A 23982-nucleotide genomic window follows, 5' to 3' on the forward strand; every position below is an offset into this window, starting at 1 on the left:
GGCCTTCCTGAAGTATAAAAAAGTATAAAAAGACCAGGCCTTACGCAGGTACCTGGTCTTTTTGCTCTTCCTGGTCCTGAGTGATCTCCGGCATACTGGTTTCCACCAATCCAACCTCCGGCTGCGGGTCAAACTCGCCTTCCCAGCGGGCTACCACGGCGGTGGCCAGGCAGTTACCCGTCACGTTGATCGAGGTGCGCGCCATGTCCATCAGCTCATCAATGCCAAGTATGGCGAACACGGGCCACACCGGCAGGTTGAACGAGGCCACCGTGCCCAAAAGTATAACCAGCGAGGCACGCGGTACCCCGGCCACTCCCTTGCTTGTCAGCATCAGCGTGAATACCATCACCAGCTGCTGCTCCCAGGTCAGGTCAATACCCGCTGCCTGCGCCACAAACACCGAGGCCAGCGCCAGGTATAAGGTCGTGCCGTCCAGGTTAAAGCTGTAGCCGGTAGGCATCACAAAGGCTACGATGCGGCGCGGCACGCCCAGTTTCTCCATCTCCTCCATGGCGCGCGGCAGGGCCGCCTCCGAGCTGGTAGTGGCAAAGGCAATGGAAACCGGACCTGAGATGGCCTTCAGGAAGCGGCGGATCGGCACACGGGCGATCAGGGCCACCGGCAGCAGCACCAGCACCGCGAAGGCCAGCAGCGCCACGTACAATGTAGCCAGCAACTGGAAAAGGTTCAGCAGGATGCCAAAGCCCATGTGGCCCACCGTGTAGGCAATGGCCGCGCCCACGCCCACCGGCGCAAAGTACATGATGATGTTGGTGAACTTGAACATCGTCTCGGAGAGGCTCTCGCAGAAGTCCAGCATAGGGCGGCGCTTTTTCTCCGACACCATGGCCAGGGCAATGGCGAACAGCACACTGAACACCACGATCTGCAGCACCTGCCCCTCCGCAATGGATTTGGCGATGTTCTCCGGGAACACGTGCAGGATGATATCGGCAGTGGTTTGGGCAGGCACCGCCTGTATCTCCTCGTGGCTTTGCGCCAGCCCGGCATCAATGCCCACGCCGGCCTTGCTCAGGTTAATGGCCGCCAACCCGATGAACAGCGCCAGCGTCGTCACCACCTCAAAGTATACAATGGCTTTCCAGCCCATGCTGCCCACCTGCTTCAGGTTGGCGTGGCCGGCAATCCCCACCACCAGCGTGGCAAAGATCAGCGGGGCGATGATCGTCTTGATCAGCTTGAGGAACACCTTGCTGAGCACATTCAGGTTAACGGCGAAGGCCGGGAAGTCGTAACCAATCTCAGCGCCCACCACCATACTAATCAGGATCCAGGTGGTGAGGGAGCGTTTCTGCAGGCCGTAGCCCAGCAGCACGACGATACCGGCCCAGCGCACGGCCATCAGCGCCTCGGCGGGCAGGGAGATAAAACCATACTGCTGCAGCACGGTAAGTATAGCCGCCAGGGTAATGCAGATAAGTGTGGCCAGGGGTAAGTAGGGTATTCTCATAAGGTAGTTGGTGATGTTGCAGGAAACAGACCAAAGGGTGCCTTTTAAGGCCCGCAGGAGGAGCTCCAGCAGCTTCAGGCTAGTCTGGCAGCAGGTATCAAAATGGTGATTGAAAGAAGTATAAACAGATGCGCCCGTGCCCTGAGGCCCGGAAAGGCAAAGACACTAAGAGAGATCAGCGGGAATTGAATTAAGAACTAAGGGCCTTTGATGAGGATGGTGTGCAGGCCGCAGTCGCCTTTGGAGGCAGGGTAGGAGTGCGGCGCCTGCGTGGTGTCCCGGGTGTTTGGGTAAAAGCGCTGCAGGAAAAACTGGAGGTGCTGCGTCAGCAGCGACCTGTCGAGTTGCAGCATACCCTCGGCCTCGCCCGAGGTAATTTCACCGGCTACAAGTATAAAAGGCGCCTTGTCGGCAAAAGTTGTGCTTTCCTGTCGGGCCGCGGCGGGGCCAGCGGTGGCAGTGGCAGGCACGGCAAATGCAAGTATACCGCACAGCAGCACGGCCAGCAGCAAGGTTATACTTTTAAAGAGTGGTATGCCTACACTTTTCATCGTGGCAAATAAACGAGGCTGCGCGCACTAAAGCAATAGGGGAAGAGGCATAAATTTTAGCGGGAGGAAGCGCTTAGCGCAAAGTATAAAAGCCGCCAGGGGCCAAGCCTCCCCAACTGTCCTGAATATAGATTTTATAGTATGTATTATCTGGGAGCTGCTATCAGTTTTTGATGATGAATGGCGCTCCGGATGGTGCCTTTATCATCAGGAGGTGGTACATTTATAGATTCTGGGGCTGTAGGTGCGGGTAGCTGCTGATCAGGTGTTCCTGAGGCATAACTTTACGTTTGTTTTTCGGTTAGTTCGGGAAGCATGCGCCGTTCCGGCCCGCCTCGTTGTTTGGGACGTGGTTTTGCGCCTGCAGGATTTTTTAGGATGGCCTTGAGGGCCAGTGATTTAACCTTGAATAGATGGAGAAGCCTATAGCGCCTATCAACCTCAGCATCGATAAAAACTACGACTCTGAGTTTTGCGGAAGTATACCCTTGCACCTGATAAACCTGGTGCAGCCGCATGGTGTGCTGCTGGTGCTGGATAAGGAGGGGCTGCGCGTGCTGCAAACCAGCGCGAACACGGAGGACTTCCTTTCCGTTTCCCCGGAAGCCCTGCTGGGGCAGCCGCTGTCCGGTTTCCTGCAGCCGGGGCAGTACAGCGACGTCCTGGACAAGATCAACGCGCAGGACAGCCAGGACAAGATACCGTTTATGCTCAACTTCAGCGTGCAGGGAAAAGAGCTTGCCTTTTCTGCCCTGGTGCTGCCGCAGCAGGACTATGTGCTGATGGAGCTGGAGAAGAACGTGCCCGCCCCGGAGGAGGCCTTTGTGCGCCTCTACCAGCATATTAAGTACATCACCACGCTGATGAAGCAGGCCGGTACCTGCTCTGAAATTGCCCAGCGCGCCGCCGTAGAGCTGAAGAAGTTTTCCGGGTTCGACAAAGTGCTGGTGTACCAGTTCGACCCGCAGTGGAACGGCATCGTGATAGCGCAGGCGAAGGAAGAGGACATGGCCGATTACCTGGGGCTGCGCTTCCCGGCCTCGGATGTGCCCCGGCAGGCCCGCGAGTTATACTTTAAAACCCCCTACCGCCTCATCCCCACACGCGAATACACCCCGGTGCGGCTCACACCCATTATCAACCCGCTCACGCAGCGCTTCACCGACCTGTCGGAGAGCAACCTGCGCAGTGTGGCCAGGGTGCACCTGGAGTATATGGCTAACATGAACATCAGGGCCTCCATGTCGCTGCCCATCATCATCAATAACAAGCTTTGGGGCCTGATCTCGTGCCACCACAAAACGGACAAGCACCCGGGGTACGAGATGCGCTCTGCCATGGAGCTGCTCTCGGGTATACTTTCGGCCCAACTGGAGGCCAGGCAGCGGGAGGAGCACATGGCGCTGCGGGTGCACCTGCGCAGCATCCACGTGAAACTGGTGGAGCAGCTCTATACCACGGCGCACTTTGCGGAAGGCCTGCTGGATGGGATGTCGAGTATACAGGAGCTGCTGTCGCTTTCAGGGGCCGCGGTGGTGTACGAAGGCAACGTCTGGACGAGCGGCAGCACACCCGGCAGCCAGGAGGTGAAAGAACTGGCCTCATGGTTGCGCCGTAATAAGAGCGGCGGACTTTTCGCCACCGACAAGCTCGCGCAGGATTACCCGCACAGCAAGCCGTATGCTGAGGTGGCCAGTGGGCTTGTGTCGCTGCCGATCAACGCCGAACAGGGCGAGTTTATACTTGGTTTCAGGCCGGAGGTGATCCAAAGCGTGGCCTGGGGGGGCAACCCGGGAGATGCCATCCGGTTGGAGCCCGACGGGAAGACCTACCACCCGCGCAATTCCTTTGCCACTTACCAGGAAACAGTGAGACAAACGGCGCTCCCCTGGCAGTTGGAAGAGCTGGAAGCAGCCGAAACTCTGCGAAATGCCGTATTAGAGAAAATATTGAAGGAGCGGTACTAACTAATCCATCAAAAGTAAAGGATACAACAGCAGCTACTGCCAAGAAAGAGCGGCCCGGAACACGAATAGCATACATGACAGCACCCCTATCAGTACCCCATAAAAAAGAACGTAAAACCGCGGCCGTCGACCATTACCTGGTAGGCATCGGTGCATCTGCCGGTGGCCTGGAGGCTATCCATAAGTTGTTCGATCATTTCCCGAGCAACTCCACCTTTTCCTTTGTCATTATCCAGCACCTCTCGCCGGACCACAAAAGCCTGATGGCCGAGCTGCTGAGCAAGCACACGCAGATGCAGGTGCAGGAGGCGGAGGATAGCATGTTCACCAGGCCCAACTGCGTGTATGTACTGCCCAGCGGCAAGCAGCTTACCATAGAGCATGGCCGGCTGCGCCTCTCCGACAAGACCCGCAGCCGGGAGCCCAACTTTGCCATAGACCTTTTCTTCGAGTCGATGGCCAAGAACCGTGGCAAACACGCCATTGGCATCGTGCTTTCCGGCACCGGCACCGACGGCACCAAGGGCGCCCGCGCCATACGCAAGGCCGGGGGGATGGTGGTGGTGCAAAACCCCGAGAGCGCCAAGTTTGACGGCATGCCCCGCAGTGCGATAAATGCCGGTGCTGCCGATTATGTGCTGGACCCGGAGCACATGCCCGAGGAGATACTGGAGTATACCCGCAAGGTTCCGCTGGTGAAGGACCTGATAGAGCAGAACGAGGAAGGGCATGACGCGGAGGTGTTGCGGGAGATACTGGACCTGGTGTGTGCCCATACGCAGACCGACTTCTCCAACTATAAAGAGGCCACCCTGATGCGGCGCATCCAAAAGCGCATGGACTACCTGCGGCAGGAAAGTATGGCCTCCTACCTGACCTACCTCCACGAGAACCCAGGGGAGATCAAGAAGCTGTGCCAGGAGTTCTTCATCAACGTGACCAACTTCTTCCGCGACCCGGAGGCCTTTGAGTGCTTGGAGAAAGAGATCATCCCCAGCATTATAAAAGGAAAGACGGCAACAGAGGCCCTGAAAGTATGGGTGGCGGCCTGCAGCACCGGCGAGGAAGTATACTCACTGGCCATTCTTTTCAGGGAGGCCTTTGATAGGTTGGGCCGCGAGCCGCAGGTAAAGCTGTTCGCCACCGACATAGACCAGCAGGCCATCACGCAGGCCTCTAAAGGCAGTTACCCGCTCTCCATTACCAAGCACGTTTCGGCGGAGCGGCTGGAGCGCTTCTTCCACCTGAAAGGCAACCGCTACATTGTGCGGGAGGAGATCCGGAAACTGGTGGTCTTTGCCCAGCACGACCTCCAGAAGGACCCGCCCTATAGCCATATCGACCTGGCGACGTGCCGCAACATGCTCATCTACCTGAACCAGGACCAGCAGAACAGGGTGCTCTCGCTGTTTCCGTACGCCCTGAACCTGGGCGGCTACCTGTTCCTGGGTTCCAGTGAGCATATTGGCTCCATGAAATCCTTTTTCACGGAGGAGAACCGGAAATGGAAGATCTTCCGCAAGATAAAGGAGGGCTCAGGAACAAGGCAGAGCTACGGCCTCACCGATTACGCCAGCAACGGCAGTACCAACGGGCAGGCCGCCAAGTATAACCCTTCCTCGGAGTCGCGCTACAACGACTCGTTTATGGATGCCGTGTCGGAGGATTTTAAGGTGACGGCGCTTTACGTGGACGAGCATTACCAGCTACTGCATGGCATAGGCGACATTAACCGTTACCTGAAGTTCCCGGATAAGCGCCTGCACTTTAACCTGATCAAGATGGTGCCCGAGGAGCTGGCCATTACCCTGAGCGTGGGTATCCGGAAGGCCATGAAGCAGGACCGCAAGGTGGTGGCACGGCAGGTGTCCGTAAAACTGGGCAAAAAGGAGCAGCTGGTGCATGTGTCCATCCGCCCCATCACGCTGGATAAGGGGCAGCCCAAAGTTATACTTGTTCTGCTGCAGGAGATGGGCGAGGTAACGCCGCTGCCCAAAGTATCGGACCTGTCGTTCGTGTCGAACAATGATTATTACCAGCAGTTGACGGCTCTGGAGACGGAGCTGAAAGAGGCGCGCGAGGGCTTGCACCTGACCGTGCAGGACCTGAGCACGGCCAATGAGGAGCTGCAGAGCACCAACGAGGAGCTGATGTCGTCGAACGAGGAGCTGCAGAGCTCGAACGAGGAGATGCAGTCGCTGAACGAGGAGCTGCACACGGTAAACTCGGAGCACCAGCTAAAGATTAAGGAGCTGCAGGAGCTGAACGAGGACCTGGACAACTACATCCGGAGCTCCAACATCGGGCAGCTTTTCGTGGACCATCACCTGGTAATCCGCAAGTTCACGCCTTCCATAGAAGGGCTCATCAATATTATTGACACTGACCTGGGCCGGCCTATTCACCACCTGTCGCATAACCTGAAGTACTCCCGCCTGCTTGAGGACATCAAGGAGGTGAACAACACCTCGCTGGAGATAGAGCAGGAGGTGGAGACCGTGGATGGCAAGTACTACCTGATGCGCATTATCCCTTACCTGAAGCACGACGGCAACAAAGACGGCGTGGTGATCAGCTTTGTGGATGTGACCACCCTGAAAACCCTGAGCAACGTGGTGCAGGGCGTACTCAACAGCTCGTTTAACAGCATTATGGCCTTTAAGGCGGTGCGCGACGAGAACCAGCAGGTGACAGACTTTGCCTGGACGCTGCTGAACAGGAAAACGGAAAGTATGATCGGACACTCGCAGGCGGAGTTGCTGAACACCAGCGTGCTGTCGGTGATGCCTTTCCTGCGGAAGAGCGGCCTGTTCCGCAAGTTCGTGGAGGTGGTGGCGTCGGAGGAGGTGATGCACATAGAGCAGCAGCTGGAGCTGAACGGGAAGAAGACCTGGTTTGAGATAGCCGCCGTTAAAATGGGCGACGGCATAACCGTGACCATGGCCGACATCACCGAGAAGAAAAGCAGCGAGGACAAGGTGCTGATGGCCTACGAAGAGCTGAAGCTGGCGGAGGAGAACCTGATCAAGCTGAACAACGAGCTGGAGAAGCGGGTAGCCGAGCGCACGCAGGAGCTCTCGTCCAGCGAGGAGCGCTTCCGGATGGTATCGGTAGCGACCAACGACGTGATCTGGGACTGGGACGTGGTGAACAATGAGATCTGGTGGAGCGACAGCCAAAAGGCCATGCTAGGCTACGAGGCAAACGAGATGAGCACGGGCGTGGACAGTTGGTACCGGCTGGTGCACCCCAACGACCGGGAGGAGTTGGAGAAGGGGATCAGCAAAGCCCTTAACTCAGGCAAGGACCAGTGGTCCGGCGAGTACAGGATACGGAGAAAAGACGGCTCTTACGCCTACATTTCTAACCGCGCCCGCATCATGCACAACGAGTACCAGGTGCCGTACCGCGTGCTGGGCTCCTTCATCGACCTGTCGGACCTGAAGCGGACGCAGGAAGAGCTGCAGGCGACCAACGAGCACCTGCTGCGCGTGATCGAGGACCTGGACACGTTTGTGTACACCGCCTCCCACGACCTGAAGACGCCGATCAGCAACATAGAGGGGCTCATACTTCTGCTGGAGGATCAGGTGGCCGCCGCCGGACCTATCCCAGGAGAGCCCATACAGCCTGTTTTCAATATGATGAAGGGCGCGATCAGCCGCTTTAACAACGTGATAAAAGATTTGACCGACATTGTGAAGGTGCAGCGCGATGTGGACGGGGAGCCCGAGCAGGTGGCAGTGCAGGAGGTTTTTGAGGAGGTGCGGGCAAGCATGCTGGAGAGCATCGAGAGCGAGAACGCAGCGGTTTCCGTTGATTTTAGCGGAGCGCCGCACATCAGGTTCTCCAAGAAGAACCTGTATAGCGTGCTGCATAACCTGCTCAACAACGCCGTTAAGTATAAAGCGGAGGGCCGCAACCCGGAGGTGTCCCTTAAAACGGAGCATGTGGACGGGTACGTACTGCTAACCGTCTCGGACAACGGCCTGGGCATCAGCGAGGAGAACCTGGCGAAGCTCTTTACGCTGTTCAAGCGCTTCCATGCCCACGTGGACGGCACGGGCATGGGCCTATACATTGTAAAGCGGCTTGTAAACAATGCCAAGGGTTATATCAACGTGAGTAGCAAGGAGGGGGCAGGCACAACGTTCGAGCTATACTTCAGGGGGTAAAGCGGCCAGCCAAAGTATAAACCCAAGTATACATCCTGATGAAGTATAAAGTCACCGGAGTTTATACTTTGATTCGGGTTATACCCCCTGCCGGGAAGTATACTTTAAACCAAGTATAAACCTTGCCGAAGAAATAGACCTGAAGTATGAACAGACCGGTAAAACTGCGCAGTGTGCTGGCTGTAGCAGTAGTTATACTTGCTGTGGCAGCGCTCCATCACAATTTGGGGCTTTTTACAAGGTATAACTGTCTTACTGCCTACAGCGACAGCGCCCGCAAGCATTAACAGGTGGTGCTGCTGGGCGAGCCACTGCCGCAGGAAGCGGTACACCTGCACGTTGCAGCCAGGGCCTTTGGCTTCGACTACATCCTTTACGGGTGCGTTGTGTCCGGGCCTGCCCGGAATGGCATAAGCGGCTATAACAAGGTAATGGCCCGGGCGCTGGCAGGAATAAACGGCCCCGGCTGGGAACAGAAGCTGCTGGAGACAATCGAGCAACTGAATGAGGGAGGAGTAACCCCTGTTCTATCTACCGCACCCATACCTGCTGCAGCTCGCCTATGTTGGTAGTATAGCACGGCGATTTATACTCGCTTTTGAGCTTCCAGGAGTTGTCCGTGCCTTGTGTGGCTACCCGTACTTTGCTGCGCCCGAACCTGTCAGTAAGCCCATCTACCACCTCCATCAGCTTTGCGTGTTTCTGGCGGTCCACGGTGTCCAGCAGGGCGAGCTGCACCTGGTTCTCGGGGATGATGCCGGTGACAATAACCCCGCACTTCTTGTAGAAATAGCCGTCGCGGTAAATGGCTTTCAGGGCGATGCCGGCATAGTGGATCAACTCCATGTCGGAATTGGTGGCTACAGGCATGCACACTGTTTTGCTGTTGTAGTACTGCCGGTCGTGCTCGGAGAACGTGTTGGTGGTGACAAACACGGTAACCAACTGGGCACAACTCTTTTGCTGGCGCAGCTTGCGGGCGCAGCGGGCGGCATAGGTGGCGGTGGCCTCCTGCATCTCCCCAAGGCTGTTCACGCGTTTCCCGAAGCTCCTGGAAGTACAGATGCCTTTTTTTGGCGGCGCCACTTCCTCCAGCTCCAGGCACGGCTCCCCCCGCAGCTCCTTCAGCAGCCGTACGCCCACCACCGTCATGTGCTGCCTTACCCAACTCTCCGAGAGGTTCGTGAAATCGTGAGCCGTGAGGATGTTCCGCTTCCTGAGGAATTTGGCGTACCGCCCGCCGATGCCCCATACATCCTCTACCTTTGTAGCCTGCAGCGCTTTCAGGATATGGTGCGGGTCGGTGAGCACCAGCACGCCGTTGGCTTTCCCAGACTTCTTGGATAGCTTGTTGGCCACCTTGGCCAGCGCCTTGGTAGGTGCCACGCCTAAGCTTACGGGGATACCTGTCCAGCGCCACACGGTGCGTTTTATCTCCCTGGCGTAGGCCTGCAGGTCTATGCTGTAAAAATCGCCCAGGTCCAGGAAGCACTCATCAATAGAGTATACTTCCAGGTTGGGGGTAAACTGCGCCAGCGTCTGCATCACGCGCTCCGACATATCGCCGTAAAGGGCATAGTTGGAGGAGAAAGCATGCAACTGTCCGCTCTCCACCAGGTTCCGGATCTGGAAGAAGGGCTGGCCCATAGGTACACCCAGTTCCTTGGCCTCCGCGCTGCGTGCGATCACGCAGCCGTCGTTGTTTGAGAGCACCACCACGGGCCTGCCGTTCAGGGCGGGGTCGAATACCCGCTCGCAGCTGGCGTAGAAGTTGTTGCAGTCCACCAGGGCATAAAGGCTGGTCATAGTTTTTGGGGCTTATGCAGGACCCACACCACCACGCCCCACACGCGCATGTCCATGTCCTCGGTTACCTCTATCGGCCTGAAGTTTGGGTTGGCCGGCATCAGAAAAGCCTTCTTGTCTATCATCCGGAAGGTTTTTACGGTAAACTCACCGTCCAGGAAACACACCACCGGCAGCCCGTCGGCAGGCTGCAGCGATTTATCGATTACCAGGATGTCGCCCTCGTGTATGCTCGCGTCTACCATCGAGGAGCCCTTTACCCGCATCATATAAGTAGAGGTAGGGTTCTGCACCAGGTACCTGCCCAGGTCGATGCGGTCCTCCAGGTGGTCATCGGCGGGGGAGGGGAAGCCGGCTGCGATGTAGGTGGCGTAAAGCGGTAGTTCCAACCCATTTACAGCCTCCAGAGGAAGGGGTTCTAAAGTATAGGATCGTATCGGGATTACCTTTGCGCTGCACATATCAACCAAACATGAACTAGTAAATGCTAAATATGTTAGCAAATACGTAAACAAGAATAATAAAAGCTAAATATATTGGCTTTATTTGTTCACATCGGAGTTGGTACGGCTGCTGGTAAACGCACCTTCTGCCTCGGACCAAGGCTGGTACCAGGTTATTCTCTGTGGCCTTCGTTGGCTTACCCTTCAAAGTATGGGTACCTGGCGTAAGCATCCTTTTCCTGGCTGTCCTGTCGCGAAGGGCTTTCCTGCTCATCTCCCTATCTAGTGCTATAAGCCACAGCCATTCACAGATTAAATAGCCGGCCTTTATACTTATAAAAGCGAAACGAAAGGTGCAGGTGTGTAAAGGCACTCCCTGTTGTAGTCTCCCATACTTTTAATCTCTGCCTGATTTGCTTTATTTTAAAGTATTATGCATTGGTAATCAAGTGTCTCTATAAGAAATAAGCTAAAATATATAGAAAATTATGGGAGTTATGTTTGATTGTTATTATGTTTCGTTTATATTTATTTTCGAAAGTATAAATAACAAAGTATAATTACTTCTGAAGTGTCTGGAAACGAAAAGAAATATGAGGTGTCGCTCTTCGACCGTTCGGTGCAAAAGCATGCGCTGCAGCAGAAAGACTCGGTGTGGGATGTGATCGTGATCGGGGGTGGTGCTACAGGATTGGGAGTTGGTGTGGATGCAGCCTCCAGGGGCTATCGCACCCTGCTCCTGGAGCAGGCAGACTTTGCTAAAGGCACCTCTAGCAGGAGCACAAAATTGGTGCATGGCGGGGTGCGTTACCTGGGCCAGGGAGATATTCGGCTGGTTTATGAGGCCCTGCATGAAAGAGGTCTGTTGCTGCAAAATGCCCCCCATTTGGTGCACATGCAGCCTTTCGTGATCCCGAGTTATACCTGGTGGAGCAAGATGTTCTATGGCTTCGGCCTAAAAGTGTACGATTGGATGGCAGGCCGCTACAGGCTGCAGAAGACCACCTTGCTGGATAAGGAAACGGTAACACGCCTGCTGCCTAACGTTCGGAAAGAAGGCCTGAAGGGAGGGATAGCGTACTACGACGGACAGTTTGATGATGCAAGGCTGGCTGTGAACATGGCCCAGACGTGCATCGAGCAGGGAGGCGTGGCGCTGAACTATATGAAGGTGACAGCTCTGTTGAAGAACGGGGAAGGCAAAGTGTGCGGCGTGAAAGCCTGCGATACGGAGACAGGGCAGGAGTACGACCTGAAAGCGAGAGCGGTTATAAACGCCACGGGTGTTTTTGTGAATGATGTGTTGCAGATGGATGCCCCCGGCCAACAGCCCCTGGTGCGTCCAAGCCAGGGGGTGCACGTGGTCATCAACCGCTCGTTCCTGAGGGGGGATAACGCCTTGATGCTTCCCAAAACACCTGACGGACGCGTTTTATTTGCGGTGCCGTGGCATGGGCATGTGCTGTTGGGGACAACGGATACACCCCTGGATAATCCTAGCCTGGAGCCAACCGCCCTGGAAAGCGAAATCGACTTTATCCTGCAGACAGCCGGGCAATACCTGGAAGAAAAGCCGACAAGAAAAGACGTGCTAAGCGTCTTCGCCGGCCTCCGTCCGTTGGCCGCGCCAACCAATAAGACAGACAGCACGAAGGAAATCTCCCGGAGCCATAAACTCATCGTGGCACCATCCGGACTCATCACCATAACAGGCGGGAAATGGACCACCTACCGCAAGATGGCAGAAGACACGGTAGACAAGGCCGTGGCAGTGGCGGGCTTGCCCTTGCACCCCTGCAGCACGGCAAACCTGCCAATACATGGGGCATTAAATGAAAAAAATAATATATTAGGATCTCTTAGTATTTACGGAGCTGATGCGGAGGGGATTCGGGAGCTTGTGTCATTCAATTCTTCCTTAGGGGAGAAATTGCATCAGAACTTCCCGGATGTAAGGGCAGAGGTGGTTTGGGCGGTGCGTCATGAGATGGCCAGGACGGTGGAGGATGTGCTTGCCAGAAGGCTGCGGGTACTGTTCCTGGACGCGAAAGCGGCTATGGACATGGCCCCCCAGGTGGCTGCGCTGATGGCGGCAGAACTTGGCAGGGATGACGCGTGGCAACAGCAACAAGTTAAGGAGTTTACCGCCCTTGCCAATCATTACCTCCTGGAGCCTTACCGAGCCAAGGCTACTGCGGCAGTTAACCAGGTTTAACCATACATAGCACCTATGCAGAAATTTATACTTGCTTTTGATCAGGGTACCACCAGCTCGCGGGCTATCATCTTCAACCACAAAGGTGGGATTGTGTCGGTAGCCCAGAAGGAGTTCACACAACATTACCCCCAGCCCGGCTGGGTAGAGCACGATCCCAACGAGATCTGGTCTACGCAGGTAGGGGTAGCCGCAGAAGCCATTCTAAAGGCGGGGCTTCAGGCAAAGGACATCCAGGCCATCGGTATTACCAACCAACGCGAGACCACCGTGGTCTGGGATCGCCAAACCGGGCAGGTCGTGCATAACGCCATCGTCTGGCAGGACCGCCGCACCGCCGCCTACTGCGACGAGCTAAAAGAGCAGGGGCTGGAGCCGATGATCCGGGAAAAAACGGGGCTGGTGATAGATTCCTACTTCTCGGCGACCAAGATCAGGTGGATTCTGGACAACGTGCCCGGTGCCAGGGAGAAAGCCGAAGCCGGTAGGTTAATCTTTGGTACGATAGACACCTGGCTGATCTGGAAAATGACGGACGGCAAAGCGCATGTCACGGATGTTACCAACGCCTCCCGCTCCCTTCTTTACAACATCCATACCTTAGCCTGGGATGAGGAGCTGCTTCGCCTGTTTAATATCCCGTCCAGCATGCTTCCCGAGGTAAAAGCCTCCAGCGAAGTCATCGGACATACATCCACCACCCTTTTCGCCACGCCGATCCCCATCGCCGGCATTGCCGGAGACCAGCAGGCAGCCTTGTTCGGGCAAATGTGCACCAAGCCGGGCATGGTGAAGAATACCTATGGCACCGGGTGCTTCATGCTGATGAACATCGGAGACAAACCCATCATTTCAAAACACAGGCTCGTGACCACAGTTGCCTGGAAAATACAGGACCAGGTGCACTATGCCTTGGAAGGAAGCATTTTCGTGGCGGGGGCCGTGGTGCAGTGGCTGCGCGATGGCCTGGGGGTGATCTCATCCTCTTCGGAAGTGGAGCAGCTGGCCAAGAAAGTAGCCGGCAGTGACGGGGTATACCTCGTGCCCGCTTTCGTAGGTATGGGCGCACCGCACTGGGACCAGCACGCACGGGGCACCATGGTCGGTATGACCAGGGGAACCACTTCGGCGCATATTGCCAGGGCAGCGCTGGAGAGCATCGCCTACCAGACATACGAGGTGCTGAAAGCCATGGAGGCAGATGCCGGCATCACCATCAAAGAGCTGCGCGCCGATGGCGGCGCAACGGCAAATGACCTGCTCATGCAGTTTCAGGCAGATATTCTGGGCGCCAGGGTGGTGAAGCCGGAAGTAACAGAGGTGACTGCCATTGGGGCGGCTTACCTGGCAGGGCTTGCTACAGGCTTCTGGGGCAGCGTGGAGGAGATTCAGCAGCAGTGGAGCATTAGTAAAAGCTTTGCGCCTGATGCTAACCTGCCGGCGGAGCACCTTCTGAAAGGGTGGCACCAGGCCGTGAAGGCCGCCAAGGCGTGGGTGTAAATAAAGTATAGAACCGAAACTAGAATATAGCTTATATGTCAGCATTTACAGCCGAGTTTATCGGGACCATGCTTTTGATCTTGCTGGGCAACGGTGTCGTGGCAAATGTGGTTTTGCATGGTACCAAAGGGAGTAACGGTGGGTGGATCGTCATCACCACCGGTTGGGCGCTGTCCGTTTTTGCAGGGGTAGTTATAGCCGCGCCATACAGTGGCGCCCACCTTAACCCGGCAGTTACACTGGCCCTGGCCTTAATCGGCAAGTTCAGTTGGGGGCAGGTAGGTCCCTACATGGCGGCACAGTTGTTGGGCGCCATGATGGGGGCACTGCTGGTATGGCTGCTCTACAAGCCCCACTTCGATGCCACGGAGAACCCCGCCTCTCAGCGGGCTGTCTTCTGCACCGATCCGGCAATCCGGCATCGCTTCTCCAACACCTTTAGCGAGGCACTCGGCACTTTCGTGCTGATCTTCGTGATCTTTTACTTCACTAACCCGGAACTGGGTGAGCAGAAGACGCCTATCGGCATGGGGTCGCTGGGGGCAATTCCGGTGGCTTTCCTTGTTTGGGCGATAGGCCTGTCGCTGGGTGGTACCACAGGGTATGCGATAAACCCAGCCCGCGACCTTGGCCCCCGGATCATCCACGCGGTTATGCCCATGAAGAACAAGTGCCACAGCGACTGGAGCTATGCCTGGGTGCCGGTGGTCGGGCCTGTAGCAGGTGCGGCAGTGGCCTCGCTGCTGTACATGTTACTAAAAAGTTAAGCTTCGTCTGCTTATTAAATAGTTTCTATGCAGGTTTTTAGTTTTGTGCCTGAGATCAAATTATAAGCAGGTTTGAAACAAAGCACAACAAAGCGAAGCTGGGTTGGCGGGAATGTGTTGGAAACCCCGGCGATGGGCAAGATATAAATCAGGAAGGATTCTCTGACTTACAACTACAATACCTCTTTATGAAGCTAATTTCACCTGCCCGGCACGCTGACAGCCTACCGCTTGAGCGCATCGACCCTGAGTACAAGCGTCTGCGTTTTCAGGTTTTCTTAGGCATTTTTCTCGGCTACGCCGGTTATTATCTTGTTCGTAAGAACTTCTCGCTTGCCATGCCCGACCTGATAGCACAAGGCTACTCCAAGGCTGATTTAGGGATAGCGCTGTCAGGTGTATCCGTTGCCTATGGCCTGAGTAAGTTTCTGATGGGGAATGTCTCGGACAGAAGCAATGCCCGCGTGTTTTTGAGCGTGGGGCTCCTGCTTTCAGCGCTCACCATGTTTATGATGGGTACGGTGCCTCTTGCCACCAGTTCCATCACCATCATGTTTGTGCTCCTGTTCCTGAATGGCTGGTTCCAGGGCATGGGCTGGCCAGCTTGCGGGAGGGTAATGGTGCATTGGTTCTCCACCAAGGAGCGGGGCACGAAGATGTCGATCTGGAATATTGCGCACAATGTGGGTGGCGGGCTTGTTGGTCCGCTGGCAATTGCGGCAGTAGCAATATTCGGAACCTGGGAAAGCAAGTTATACTTCCCGGCCATCATCGCTTTACTTTCGGCCATGGTAGCTTATATGCTGGTACGCGATACGCCTCAGTCGTGCGGATTGCCCACCATAGAGGAGTATAAGAACGACTACCCCAGCAATTATACTTCCGATCACGAGAAAGAACTAACGGCCAGGGAGATCTTCTTTAAATATGTATTCACCAGCCGGGTGCTTTGGTACATCGCCTTTGCCAACGCTTTTGTATACCTGGTGCGTTACGGCATTCTGGACTGGGCCCCAACCTACCTAGAGGAAGCCAAAGGATTTTCGGTGAAGGAAACAGGCTGGGCTTACTTCGCCTACGAGTATGCCGGGATACCAGGCACCTTACTCTGTGGCTGGATCAGTGATAAGGTGTTTCGCGGCCGACGAGCCCCGGCTACCATCATTTACATGGTGCTGGTACTGGTTGCGGTGCTTGTCTACTGGAAAAACCCTGCAGGTAATATCTGGGTCGATAATGTTGCTTTGATAGCCATTGGATTCCTGATTTACGGTCCGGTGATGCTTATCGGGGTGCAAGCCCTGGACTTGGTGCCCAAAAAAGCTGCCGGAACCGCGGCCGGCCTTACGGGGCTGTTCGGGTACATGGGGGGAGCCCTGTTCGCCAACGTCGCCATGGGTTTTGTAGTGGACGGCCTTGGCTGGGATGGTGGTTTTATGGTGCTGGTAGCTGCATGCGTACTTTCTATTTTCTTCACTGCCCTTACCTGGAACAAGGAAACCAAACATTACAACCAAAATAAAGTCACCTAATAAAGCTCCTATAGAATGAGAAAACTTTTACCACTATCCCCCAGGCGCCGGCACCACATCGGCAGGGCAGCTATGCTCTCCCTGTGCCTCTGTCTGACAGGGCCCGCTCTTACAGCTGAGCTGGCCGCGGCTCCTCTGTCTGAAAAGTTAAAGCAGGATGAAAGAATCACCGTGAGCGGAACTGTTCTGGATGACACGGATGGTATTCCGCTGCCAGGCGTTTCCATAGCAGCCAACGGTACACCTGTTGGAGTAACCAACCAGGATGGTAAATTCCAGCTAAACGTAGAGAAAGGGGCTGTGCTGTCCTTCTCTTACATTGGCTACAAGGCAGGAAGTATAACAGCTAACCAGGCGGAGAGTAATCTTACTGTTAGACTGCAGACGGATAACCAACAGCTTTCTGAAGTGGTGGTAACAGCACTCGGTATTGAGCGTGAAAAGAAGGCGCTAGGTTACGCAGTGACGGAGGTAAGCGGAGAGGACATCAGTGCGGCCCGCTCGAATAACTTTGCAAGCGCCCTGTCCGGTAAGGTGGCAGGTCTTAGCCTTACGCCCACCGGCGGCGGGCCGCTGAACTCTTCCGTTATCAAGCTGCGCGGCGATAACTCATTGGACCCAACAAAAAACAAAGCGCTCATTATACTTGATGGTGTCCCGATGAACAGTGGCATGGAGAGCTCAGGCGTGGGCAATGCCTACCAAGCCGGTTCAGGTAGCGACGTGCCGATCGACTTTGGTAACGGCATTGCCGACATAAACCCGGATGACATTGAGTCGATCACGGTGCTGAAAGGTGCTGCCGCCGCCGCGCTTTATGGCTACCGTGCCGCCAATGGTGCTTTGATCATCACCACCAAATCAGGCCGCAAGCGCAAGGGGCTTGGTGTGACGGTTAACTCGAACGTCAGCTTTAATGATATCCTGAAGTGGCCGGACATGCAGTATGAGTATGGCCAGGGTAACGACGACAGGAACGCCAATGGAGAGCTGTATTACTCATACGGGGTATCCGAAGATGGTAAAAATACAGGTAGTACCAGTAGCGCCTTCGGCCCGAAGTTCGATGGGCAGTATTACTACCAGTATGACCCGACGCTGGAGGGGCAGTCAGCTGAGCGCCAGCTGTGGAGACCCTATAAAGACAACGTAAAAGGTTTCTTCCGTACCGGTCACACGGTGTCAAACAGTGTGGCTGTAGAGGGCGGCGGTGAAAATGGCTCGGCGCGTGCTTCCCTCACGCACACAAAGAACGAGTGGATCATGCCCAATACAGGGTTTGACCGCCTGAACGCCGCCCTGAGCGTCAACCAGAAGCTGACAGACAAGCTCAAGTTGAGTTCTAAGATCAACTTCTCGCACAAGCACAGTGATAACTTGCCGGCCACAGGCTATAACAACCAGTCCATTTCCTACTTTATGATCTTCCAGAACCCGAATGTGGACCTGGACTGGTATAAGCCTAGATGGGAGAAAGGTAAGGAGCAGATAGCGCAGATCCACCCGTTCAGCTCTTATATCGACAATCCTTACCTCATCGCCTATGAGATGCTCAATGGCGTGGATAGCTATAACACCACGGGTAACATCACCGCCTCTTATGAGTTATCCCCCAAGTTTGACCTGATGGTACGTGCAGCAATTGACATGACAAACGAGGAACGCACGACCCGCCGCCCCTGGGATACCAAGAACTTCAGCAAAGGGTACTACAAAGAGCAGAACATTTACGACAGAGAGACCAATACGGACTTCCTGTTGACTTACAAGGACAAGCTCTCGGGCAGCCTGGACTTCAGGGCCTCGGTAGGTGGTAATATCATGAAGAGCTATTTTAATAGAACCAATGCTTCTATAGAAGGCCTCAACGTCGCGGGAACCTACACGCTGTCGAATGGCATCAACCCGATCATGACAAGAAACTCCAGGTCCAGCAAAGAGGTTGAGAGTGTGTATGGCCTTGCTTCCTTCTCTTATCAGGATAAAGTCTTTGTGGACCTAACAGCGCGAAATGACTGGAGCTCTACCTTGCCGGTACAGAACAACTCGTTCTTTTACCCTTCCATCAGCACCAGCTTTATTTTGAGTGACATCTTTACGCTGCCTCGCCAGGTCTCTTATGCCAAGGTAAGACTCTCTGCCGCGGAGGTGGGAACGGACTCGAATCCTTACCTGACCCGTAAGTACTACTCCGCCAGCTTCTTCCCTGGCTCAGCCTCCATTCCTACTACCCGGTTTAATCCTGATTTTAAGCCCGAGCAGACGCGCAGCTACGAGGCTGGCCTGGAGTACCAGCTCTTTAATGGCCGCCTTGGTATGGACTTCGCCATCTATAAGAACATGACCGAGAACCAGATCCTGGCCATCCAACTGGACCCGACCACAGGCTACAATGACGCCATCATTAACGCAGGTAAGGTGCAGAACACAGGTCTGGAACTATCCCTGACTGGCCGCCCTATTGAAACCCAGAATTTTAAATGGAACACCACCATCACCTGGTCCAAGAACGACAACGAGATACTTGAGCTATCGGAGGGATTCCAGGAAGACGAAGAGTATATCCTGGCACAAGGTGGTAACGCCTATATCATTGCCAAAAAAGGCGGTTCTACGGGCGACATGTATGGCTATGGCTTTGTGCGCAATGAGGCCGGGGAGATCATTTACAAAAACGGCCTACCCATCCGACCAGAAGAAATCGCTTACCGCGGCAATGCCTATGCTGACTGGAGAGGCGGTTTTCTAAACGAGTTCACCTACAAAAATTTCCGCGCCAGCGTGCTGGTGGATGGTCAGTACGGTGGTATGGTATACTCCCAGTCACACCATAAAATGAGTGAACAGGGCAAGCTGGAGCACACGTTGCTCGGGCGGGAGGAAGGCTACATTATCGGTGACGGTGTGGTGGACAATGGAGACGGCACTTATTCACCCAACGCGGAAAAAGTGGACCTGCCTGCCTACTACAAAGAGTATTACCGCCGCGCCAACGTGGAGGCCAATGCATTCGATGCCTCTTACCTGAAGCTGCGCGAGGTGCGCCTGGAGTACAACCTGCCGAAGGCTATCCTGAACAGGGTGAACTTCCTGCAGGGCGCAAGTTTGGCGCTGTATGGCCGTGAACTGGCTATGATCACAAATTTCCCAATGTTCGACCCGGAGGCATCTGCCCTGAACGGAAACGTGCAGATGCCAGGCGTGGAGATGGGCCAGCTGCCAACCCCAAGAACATTTGGTGTGAATGTGAAGCTTCAGTTCTAAAATAGCGCAAACCGAAAAGTATAAAGTATAAACGCTGCCGGTAAGTACATACCTATACTTTCGGTGGCCTTTACTAAAAGAAGAACATGAGAAAATATAACCGAATACTGTTGTTGTTCCTGGGCTTGAGCTGTGCCGGTGTGGCCACCACTTCCTGCTCCGACCACCTGGAAGAGCTTAACATAGACCCAAACCGCGTTGACAAGATCAACCCTGGTACGCTGCTCAACCCCATTATCTACGAGATGAGCACCTTTGGCACCTCCCGTGCCAACGCCTATACTTTCGAGATCATGCAGGTGCGTGTGCCCTTCCCAAGTGCAGCCGGTGGCGAGCACCGCTACCTTATCACCCAGGGCGCCGGTAATTCCACGTGGAATACCTCCTACCGCTGGCTGCTCAATGTGAAGGAAATGGAGCAGGCTGCTGTGGAGGCCGAGGCACCAAATTATCAGGCGATCGCCCTGACGCTGAAAGCCTGGATCTACTCCAATCTGACGGACTCTTTCGGAGACATCCCAATGAAGGAAGCGGTAAGCTCTGAGGAAGGTATCCTGAAAGCGGCCTTTGACACGCAGGAAGAAGTATACAGAACCATTCTGGAAGACCTGGAGAAAGCCAACAGCCTGTATGACAAGACAAAGCCGATGGCCTATGGCATGGATATTCTGTATGGAAATAACATAGATAACTGGCAGCGTTTTACGAACTCGCTGCGCCTGCGCCTTTTGCTGCGCGTGTCTGAGCGCGAGGAGATGAACTCGTTTGATCGTATGGCTGCCATTCTCAATAACCCCGAGGAAAACTCGGTGTTTACCTCTAACAGTCAGTCAGCTATACTTCAGATTACAGGCGTGGATCCCAATATGTCTCCCTGGGGTCGCGCGAGCGACTTTACCCTCAACACTGTTGGCTCAGAATTCTTTATCGATAACCTGAATGCCATGGACGACCCGCGGGTGGAAAAATTTTACACACCTGCTAAGACCAGCGATGGGGCTGATATGGGGTACAAAGGAGTTCCGAGCGGCTATGACCCGGCACAGCAGTTCGATTATGTGCCTTCCGGCATGAATACAGAACTGGTAACGGCTCCGATGATTTCAGTGATCATGAGCTACGCAGAGGTGGAGTTCATTAAAGCGGAGCTAGCGCAGAAAGGCATTATCAGCGCAGATGCACAGGCACATTATGAGGCTGGTGTGAAAGCCGCCATTGAGCAGTGGGGCGCTGTAGTGCCAGCCGATTACTTTGAAAACCCTGCCGCTGCCTACGATGGCACGTTTGAGCGCATCATGCTGCAGAAGTATTTGGCCCTGGTTTTCAACGACTATCAGCAGTGGTTTGAGTACCGCCGCACCGGTTTGCCTGTGCTTCCCAAAACAGAGGCCATGGTAAACGACAAGCAGGTGCCCGTAAGATTTTTGTACCCGGAGGAGGTGAAAATCTATAACCGCGACAACTACAATGCAGCCGTCAGCCGCATGGGTGGCGACGACATTAATATTAAAGGCTGGTGGGAGCAAGAATAGTTTGAATAGTTTAAGGTGAATATTACAGGCAGCGTTGTGTTTGCTGTCCCATGTTTAAACCAGTAAGGCTGCCTTATTAGGCAGCCTTACACAACTCTTCCTATGCAGTACCTACGTTTACTCTCTTTTTATACTTTCTTATTTCTGATTTCTGCCTGCAGTAGCGCTAAAGACCACCCGGAGACCCCGCAGCCGGAGTTTCCTGCAGAAGCAAAGCCGATCACAGCTTCTTTCCCGGAGGTAATGTTCACAGACCCGGCTAAGTTATCAAGAGGCGCTTCCTCCACCGAGATCTTGGATAGGCTAATAGCACTCATCGATGCGGGTCAGAAAGGCTCCTCCATACATATTTCTATTTACCTGTTTGACTATGCCGAGCTTGTTGAGGCGCTTGACAGAGCAGACGCCCGCGGTGTAAAGCTGCACCTCATACTTGACCTGAGCAGGGAGGAGAGCCAGAAAAGCAATCCCTACACCATTAATCAACTGAAAACAAAACTTTCCGAAAACGCAGAACTTGTGATCGTGGAAAGTGATGCAGGAAGCATTGCCATCAACCACAACAAGTTTGCTCTTTTTTCTGAGGTAATAACCGAGGATGGTGAGATAGGCAACTTGGTAATGCAGACGTCCCATAACTTTATACTTTCCGGCACCCGAAAAGTGCAGGATGCCGTGTTCCTGCCCCAAAAAGGGCTGTACGAGGCTTACCTTGGCTATTGGCAGAACATGAAACAGCGGGCGCAGCGGGGGATGAAGGACTATAGCTATAGCGAGTACCACGATTCGGAGGACGGGGTTTCAGCTTACTTCCTACCCAAGCGGCGCGGTGGCACTGCCTACGGAGATGACACGATCATTGAATTTTTGGAGAAGATAACAGACCCATCCTCAGCCGTTATCCGCATCGGTATGTCTGACTGGACGAGCACCCGCATGAATATCGTGGAGAAGCTGGAGGAGCTGCTGGACCAGGAAGCCCGCATCGAGGTGATTGTGAAGAGCAGTATCAGTGAGGATATCCTGGCCGGGTTACGCGCGCTGGAAGAGAAAGGCGCTTACCTAAAAGTATATAACATGACGGAGTCCGGCCAACTGAAGGTGAACATCCACGCCAAGTTCTTGCTCATTGAAGGTGCCTGGGAGGGGGAGAGGTCTCAAATAGTGATTACGGGGTCCCATAACTTTACACAAAACGCACTTCGCAATAACAACGAAACCATTCTGCTGCTCAAGGATCACGAGCTCTATAGCACTTACACTGCATACTTCGAAAGGCTGAAACTGATCCCTGGTATCTAAATCCTTACATATTGTAATGAAAAGAAGAAAATTTCTCCATAGCGTTTTACTCCTGTCGGGAGGACTCATACTCAGTGCAGAGGCTGCTTTTGGACTCACCACGACAGTAAAAAATAAGGTAAAGGGCACTGTGAAGGCTCGTGGAAAAGGCCTTGCGAACGTTTCGGTTTCTGACGGGTATCAGGTGGTGCAAACCAATGCCAGGGGCAAGTATAAACTTCCCGTAAACAGCCAGGCAGAGTTTGTCTTTATAACCATTCCGGCAGGCTATGCTCTACCTAACGAGAACGGGATCGTGAAGCATTACCAGCGCATCTCAGAAAGCAATAACCGCTACGATTTTGAGCTGGAAGCCCTGCAGCAGGATGACACCAACCATAAGTTCATCGTATGGGCGGACCCTCAGGTAAAGAACCAGGAGGATGTTAGGCAGATGCTTACACAAGCTGTGCCCGATGTGCAGCAGCTGGTGCAGGCCTTCGGGGCGGGGGCGCTGGTGCACGGCATCACAGTAGGCGATATCGTGTGGGACGAGCATGCGCTTTTCCAAAACTATAACGAAGCAGTGGCCGGCACAAGCGTGCCGTTTTTCCAGGTGCTGGGCAACCACGACATGGACCTCAACCAGGGTGGGGACGAGGTTTCTGACAGAACCTTTAAAAAACTATATGGCCCTACCTACTATTCCTTTAACAGGGGCAAGGTGCATTATGTGGTATTAGACGATGTGCGCTACTCGGGTAAAGGCAAAACTTACGATGGCCATGTATCAAAGCAACAGCTGGACTGGCTGGAAAAAGATCTGGCGTTCGTGCCAAAGGACCATCTGGTGGTGCTCTCTGCGCATATACCGGTGCATCGCGGGGTGGAGAACAAGCAGGAGCTACTGGATGTGCTGAAAGGCTATCAGGTGCATATCATGACCGGCCACACGCACTATAACCAGAACATTGTAGCAGACGGTGTGTATGAGCACATCCATGGCACCCTCTGCGGTGCCTGGTGGACCGGGCCTGTGTGCAGCGACGGCGCACCAAGAGGCTATGGCGTGTATGAGGTGAACGGCACCGACCTTAGCTGGTATTATAAGTCTACAGGCTTGGAAAAAGAGCATCAGTTAAGCGTGCATGTAGAGGAGCAGCAAGGACAGAAAAGCATGCTTGCCAATGTCTGGAACTGGGACCCGGAGTGGAAAGTGGAGTGGTGGGCCGATGGCAGTTATATGGGGACGCTGGAAAACTCCGTCGGTTATGACCCGGTGGCCTATGCGTTATACTTTGGAAAAGGACTGCCGGATAAGCGCGGTTTTGCAGAGCCACGTGAAACAGAACACCTCTTTAAGGCTCCGCTCGTCCCAGGTATGAAAACGGTTAAAGTTGTAGCCATAGACCGTTTCGGGAACAAGTATGAGCAGTCCGCCGATGTTGAAATTTCATAAGCTTATTATTTTCCGC

General features: G+C 54.4%; 15 protein-coding genes. 11 read left to right on the plus strand and 4 right to left on the minus strand.

All coding sequences use genetic code 11. The features are described 5' to 3' along the window. Window positions 1-40 precede the first annotated feature (40 nt). Both A3841_RS10215 and A3841_RS10220 read right to left on the minus strand, forming a co-directional pair. Window positions 41-1474 carry a dicarboxylate/amino acid:cation symporter gene (locus A3841_RS10215; protein WP_073852216.1) on the minus strand — a complete coding sequence of 478 codons (1434 nt, stop codon included), beginning with the start codon at window positions 1472-1474 and terminating at the stop codon, window positions 41-43. Between the two features lie 197 nt (window positions 1475-1671). Beyond that, window positions 1672-2025, minus strand: coding sequence for a hypothetical protein (locus A3841_RS10220; RefSeq protein ID WP_073852217.1), 354 nt, complete (start codon window positions 2023-2025; stop codon window positions 1672-1674). Between the two features lie 413 nt (window positions 2026-2438). Between A3841_RS10220 and A3841_RS10225 the strand changes: the two genes are divergently transcribed. The 3 genes from A3841_RS10225 (at window position 2439) to A3841_RS20875 (ending at window position 8739) form a co-directional block, all read left to right on the plus strand. Next, window positions 2439-3992 (plus strand): GAF domain-containing protein, encoded by a 1554-nt coding sequence (locus A3841_RS10225; RefSeq protein ID WP_073852218.1) that lies wholly within the window; start codon window positions 2439-2441, stop codon window positions 3990-3992. Between the two features lie 74 nt (window positions 3993-4066). After that, the gene (locus A3841_RS10230) at window positions 4067-8167 is read left to right on the plus strand and encodes a chemotaxis protein CheB (RefSeq protein WP_073852219.1); all 4101 of its coding nucleotides are present in this window, start codon (window positions 4067-4069) and stop codon (window positions 8165-8167) included. A 386-nt stretch (window positions 8168-8553) separates the two neighbouring features. After that, window positions 8554-8739, plus strand: coding sequence for a hypothetical protein (locus A3841_RS20875; protein WP_449421153.1), 186 nt, complete (start codon window positions 8554-8556; stop codon window positions 8737-8739). Here A3841_RS20875 and A3841_RS10240 read toward each other — a convergent pair. Further along, complete coding sequence (locus A3841_RS10240) at window positions 8699-9973, minus strand: Y-family DNA polymerase (RefSeq protein ID WP_073852221.1); 1275 nt, start codon at window positions 9971-9973, stop codon at window positions 8699-8701. The genes A3841_RS20875 and A3841_RS10240 overlap by 41 nt on opposite strands. Next, window positions 9970-10362 carry a LexA family protein gene (locus tag A3841_RS10245; RefSeq protein WP_235861354.1) on the minus strand — a complete coding sequence of 131 codons (393 nt, stop codon included), beginning with the start codon at window positions 10360-10362 and terminating at the stop codon, window positions 9970-9972. Before A3841_RS10245 ends, A3841_RS10240 begins: the two co-directional genes overlap by 4 nt. Before the next feature lie 652 nt (window positions 10363-11014). Between A3841_RS10245 and A3841_RS10255 the strand changes: the two genes are divergently transcribed. The 8 genes from A3841_RS10255 to A3841_RS10290 all read left to right on the plus strand — a co-directional run bounded on the left by A3841_RS10255 (window position 11015) and on the right by A3841_RS10290 (window position 23966). Further along, on the plus strand, window positions 11015-12631 hold the full coding sequence (locus A3841_RS10255) for a glycerol-3-phosphate dehydrogenase/oxidase (RefSeq protein WP_073852649.1): 1617 nt from the start codon (window positions 11015-11017) through the stop codon (window positions 12629-12631). Window positions 12632-12646: 15 nt separating this feature from the next. Then, entirely contained in the window at window positions 12647-14131 is a 1485-nt protein-coding gene (gene glpK, locus A3841_RS10260) for a glycerol kinase GlpK (RefSeq protein ID WP_073852224.1), read from the plus strand. A gap of 35 nt (window positions 14132-14166) precedes the next feature. Beyond that, window positions 14167-14898: an MIP/aquaporin family protein gene (locus tag A3841_RS10265; protein WP_073852225.1), complete on the plus strand. Its 732-nt coding sequence runs from the start codon at window positions 14167-14169 to the stop codon at window positions 14896-14898. 188 nt (window positions 14899-15086) lie between these two features. After that, window positions 15087-16430: a glycerol-3-phosphate transporter gene (gene glpT / locus A3841_RS10270; protein ID WP_073852226.1), complete on the plus strand. Its 1344-nt coding sequence runs from the start codon at window positions 15087-15089 to the stop codon at window positions 16428-16430. Window positions 16431-16445: 15 nt separating this feature from the next. After that, on the plus strand, window positions 16446-19694 hold the full coding sequence (locus A3841_RS10275) for a SusC/RagA family TonB-linked outer membrane protein (RefSeq protein WP_083610298.1): 3249 nt from the start codon (window positions 16446-16448) through the stop codon (window positions 19692-19694). A gap of 86 nt (window positions 19695-19780) precedes the next feature. Further along, window positions 19781-21226: a SusD/RagB family nutrient-binding outer membrane lipoprotein gene (locus A3841_RS10280; RefSeq protein ID WP_073852228.1), complete on the plus strand. Its 1446-nt coding sequence runs from the start codon at window positions 19781-19783 to the stop codon at window positions 21224-21226. A gap of 102 nt (window positions 21227-21328) precedes the next feature. Then, window positions 21329-22528: a phospholipase D-like domain-containing protein gene (locus A3841_RS10285; RefSeq protein ID WP_073852229.1), complete on the plus strand. Its 1200-nt coding sequence runs from the start codon at window positions 21329-21331 to the stop codon at window positions 22526-22528. A 16-nt stretch (window positions 22529-22544) separates the two neighbouring features. Continuing rightward, on the plus strand, window positions 22545-23966 hold the full coding sequence (locus tag A3841_RS10290) for a calcineurin-like phosphoesterase C-terminal domain-containing protein (RefSeq protein ID WP_073852230.1): 1422 nt from the start codon (window positions 22545-22547) through the stop codon (window positions 23964-23966). Window positions 23967-23982 lie beyond the last annotated feature (16 nt).

The organism is Pontibacter flavimaris (genome assembly GCF_001907195.1).
GTDB classification, from domain to species: domain Bacteria; phylum Bacteroidota; class Bacteroidia; order Cytophagales; family Hymenobacteraceae; genus Pontibacter; species Pontibacter flavimaris.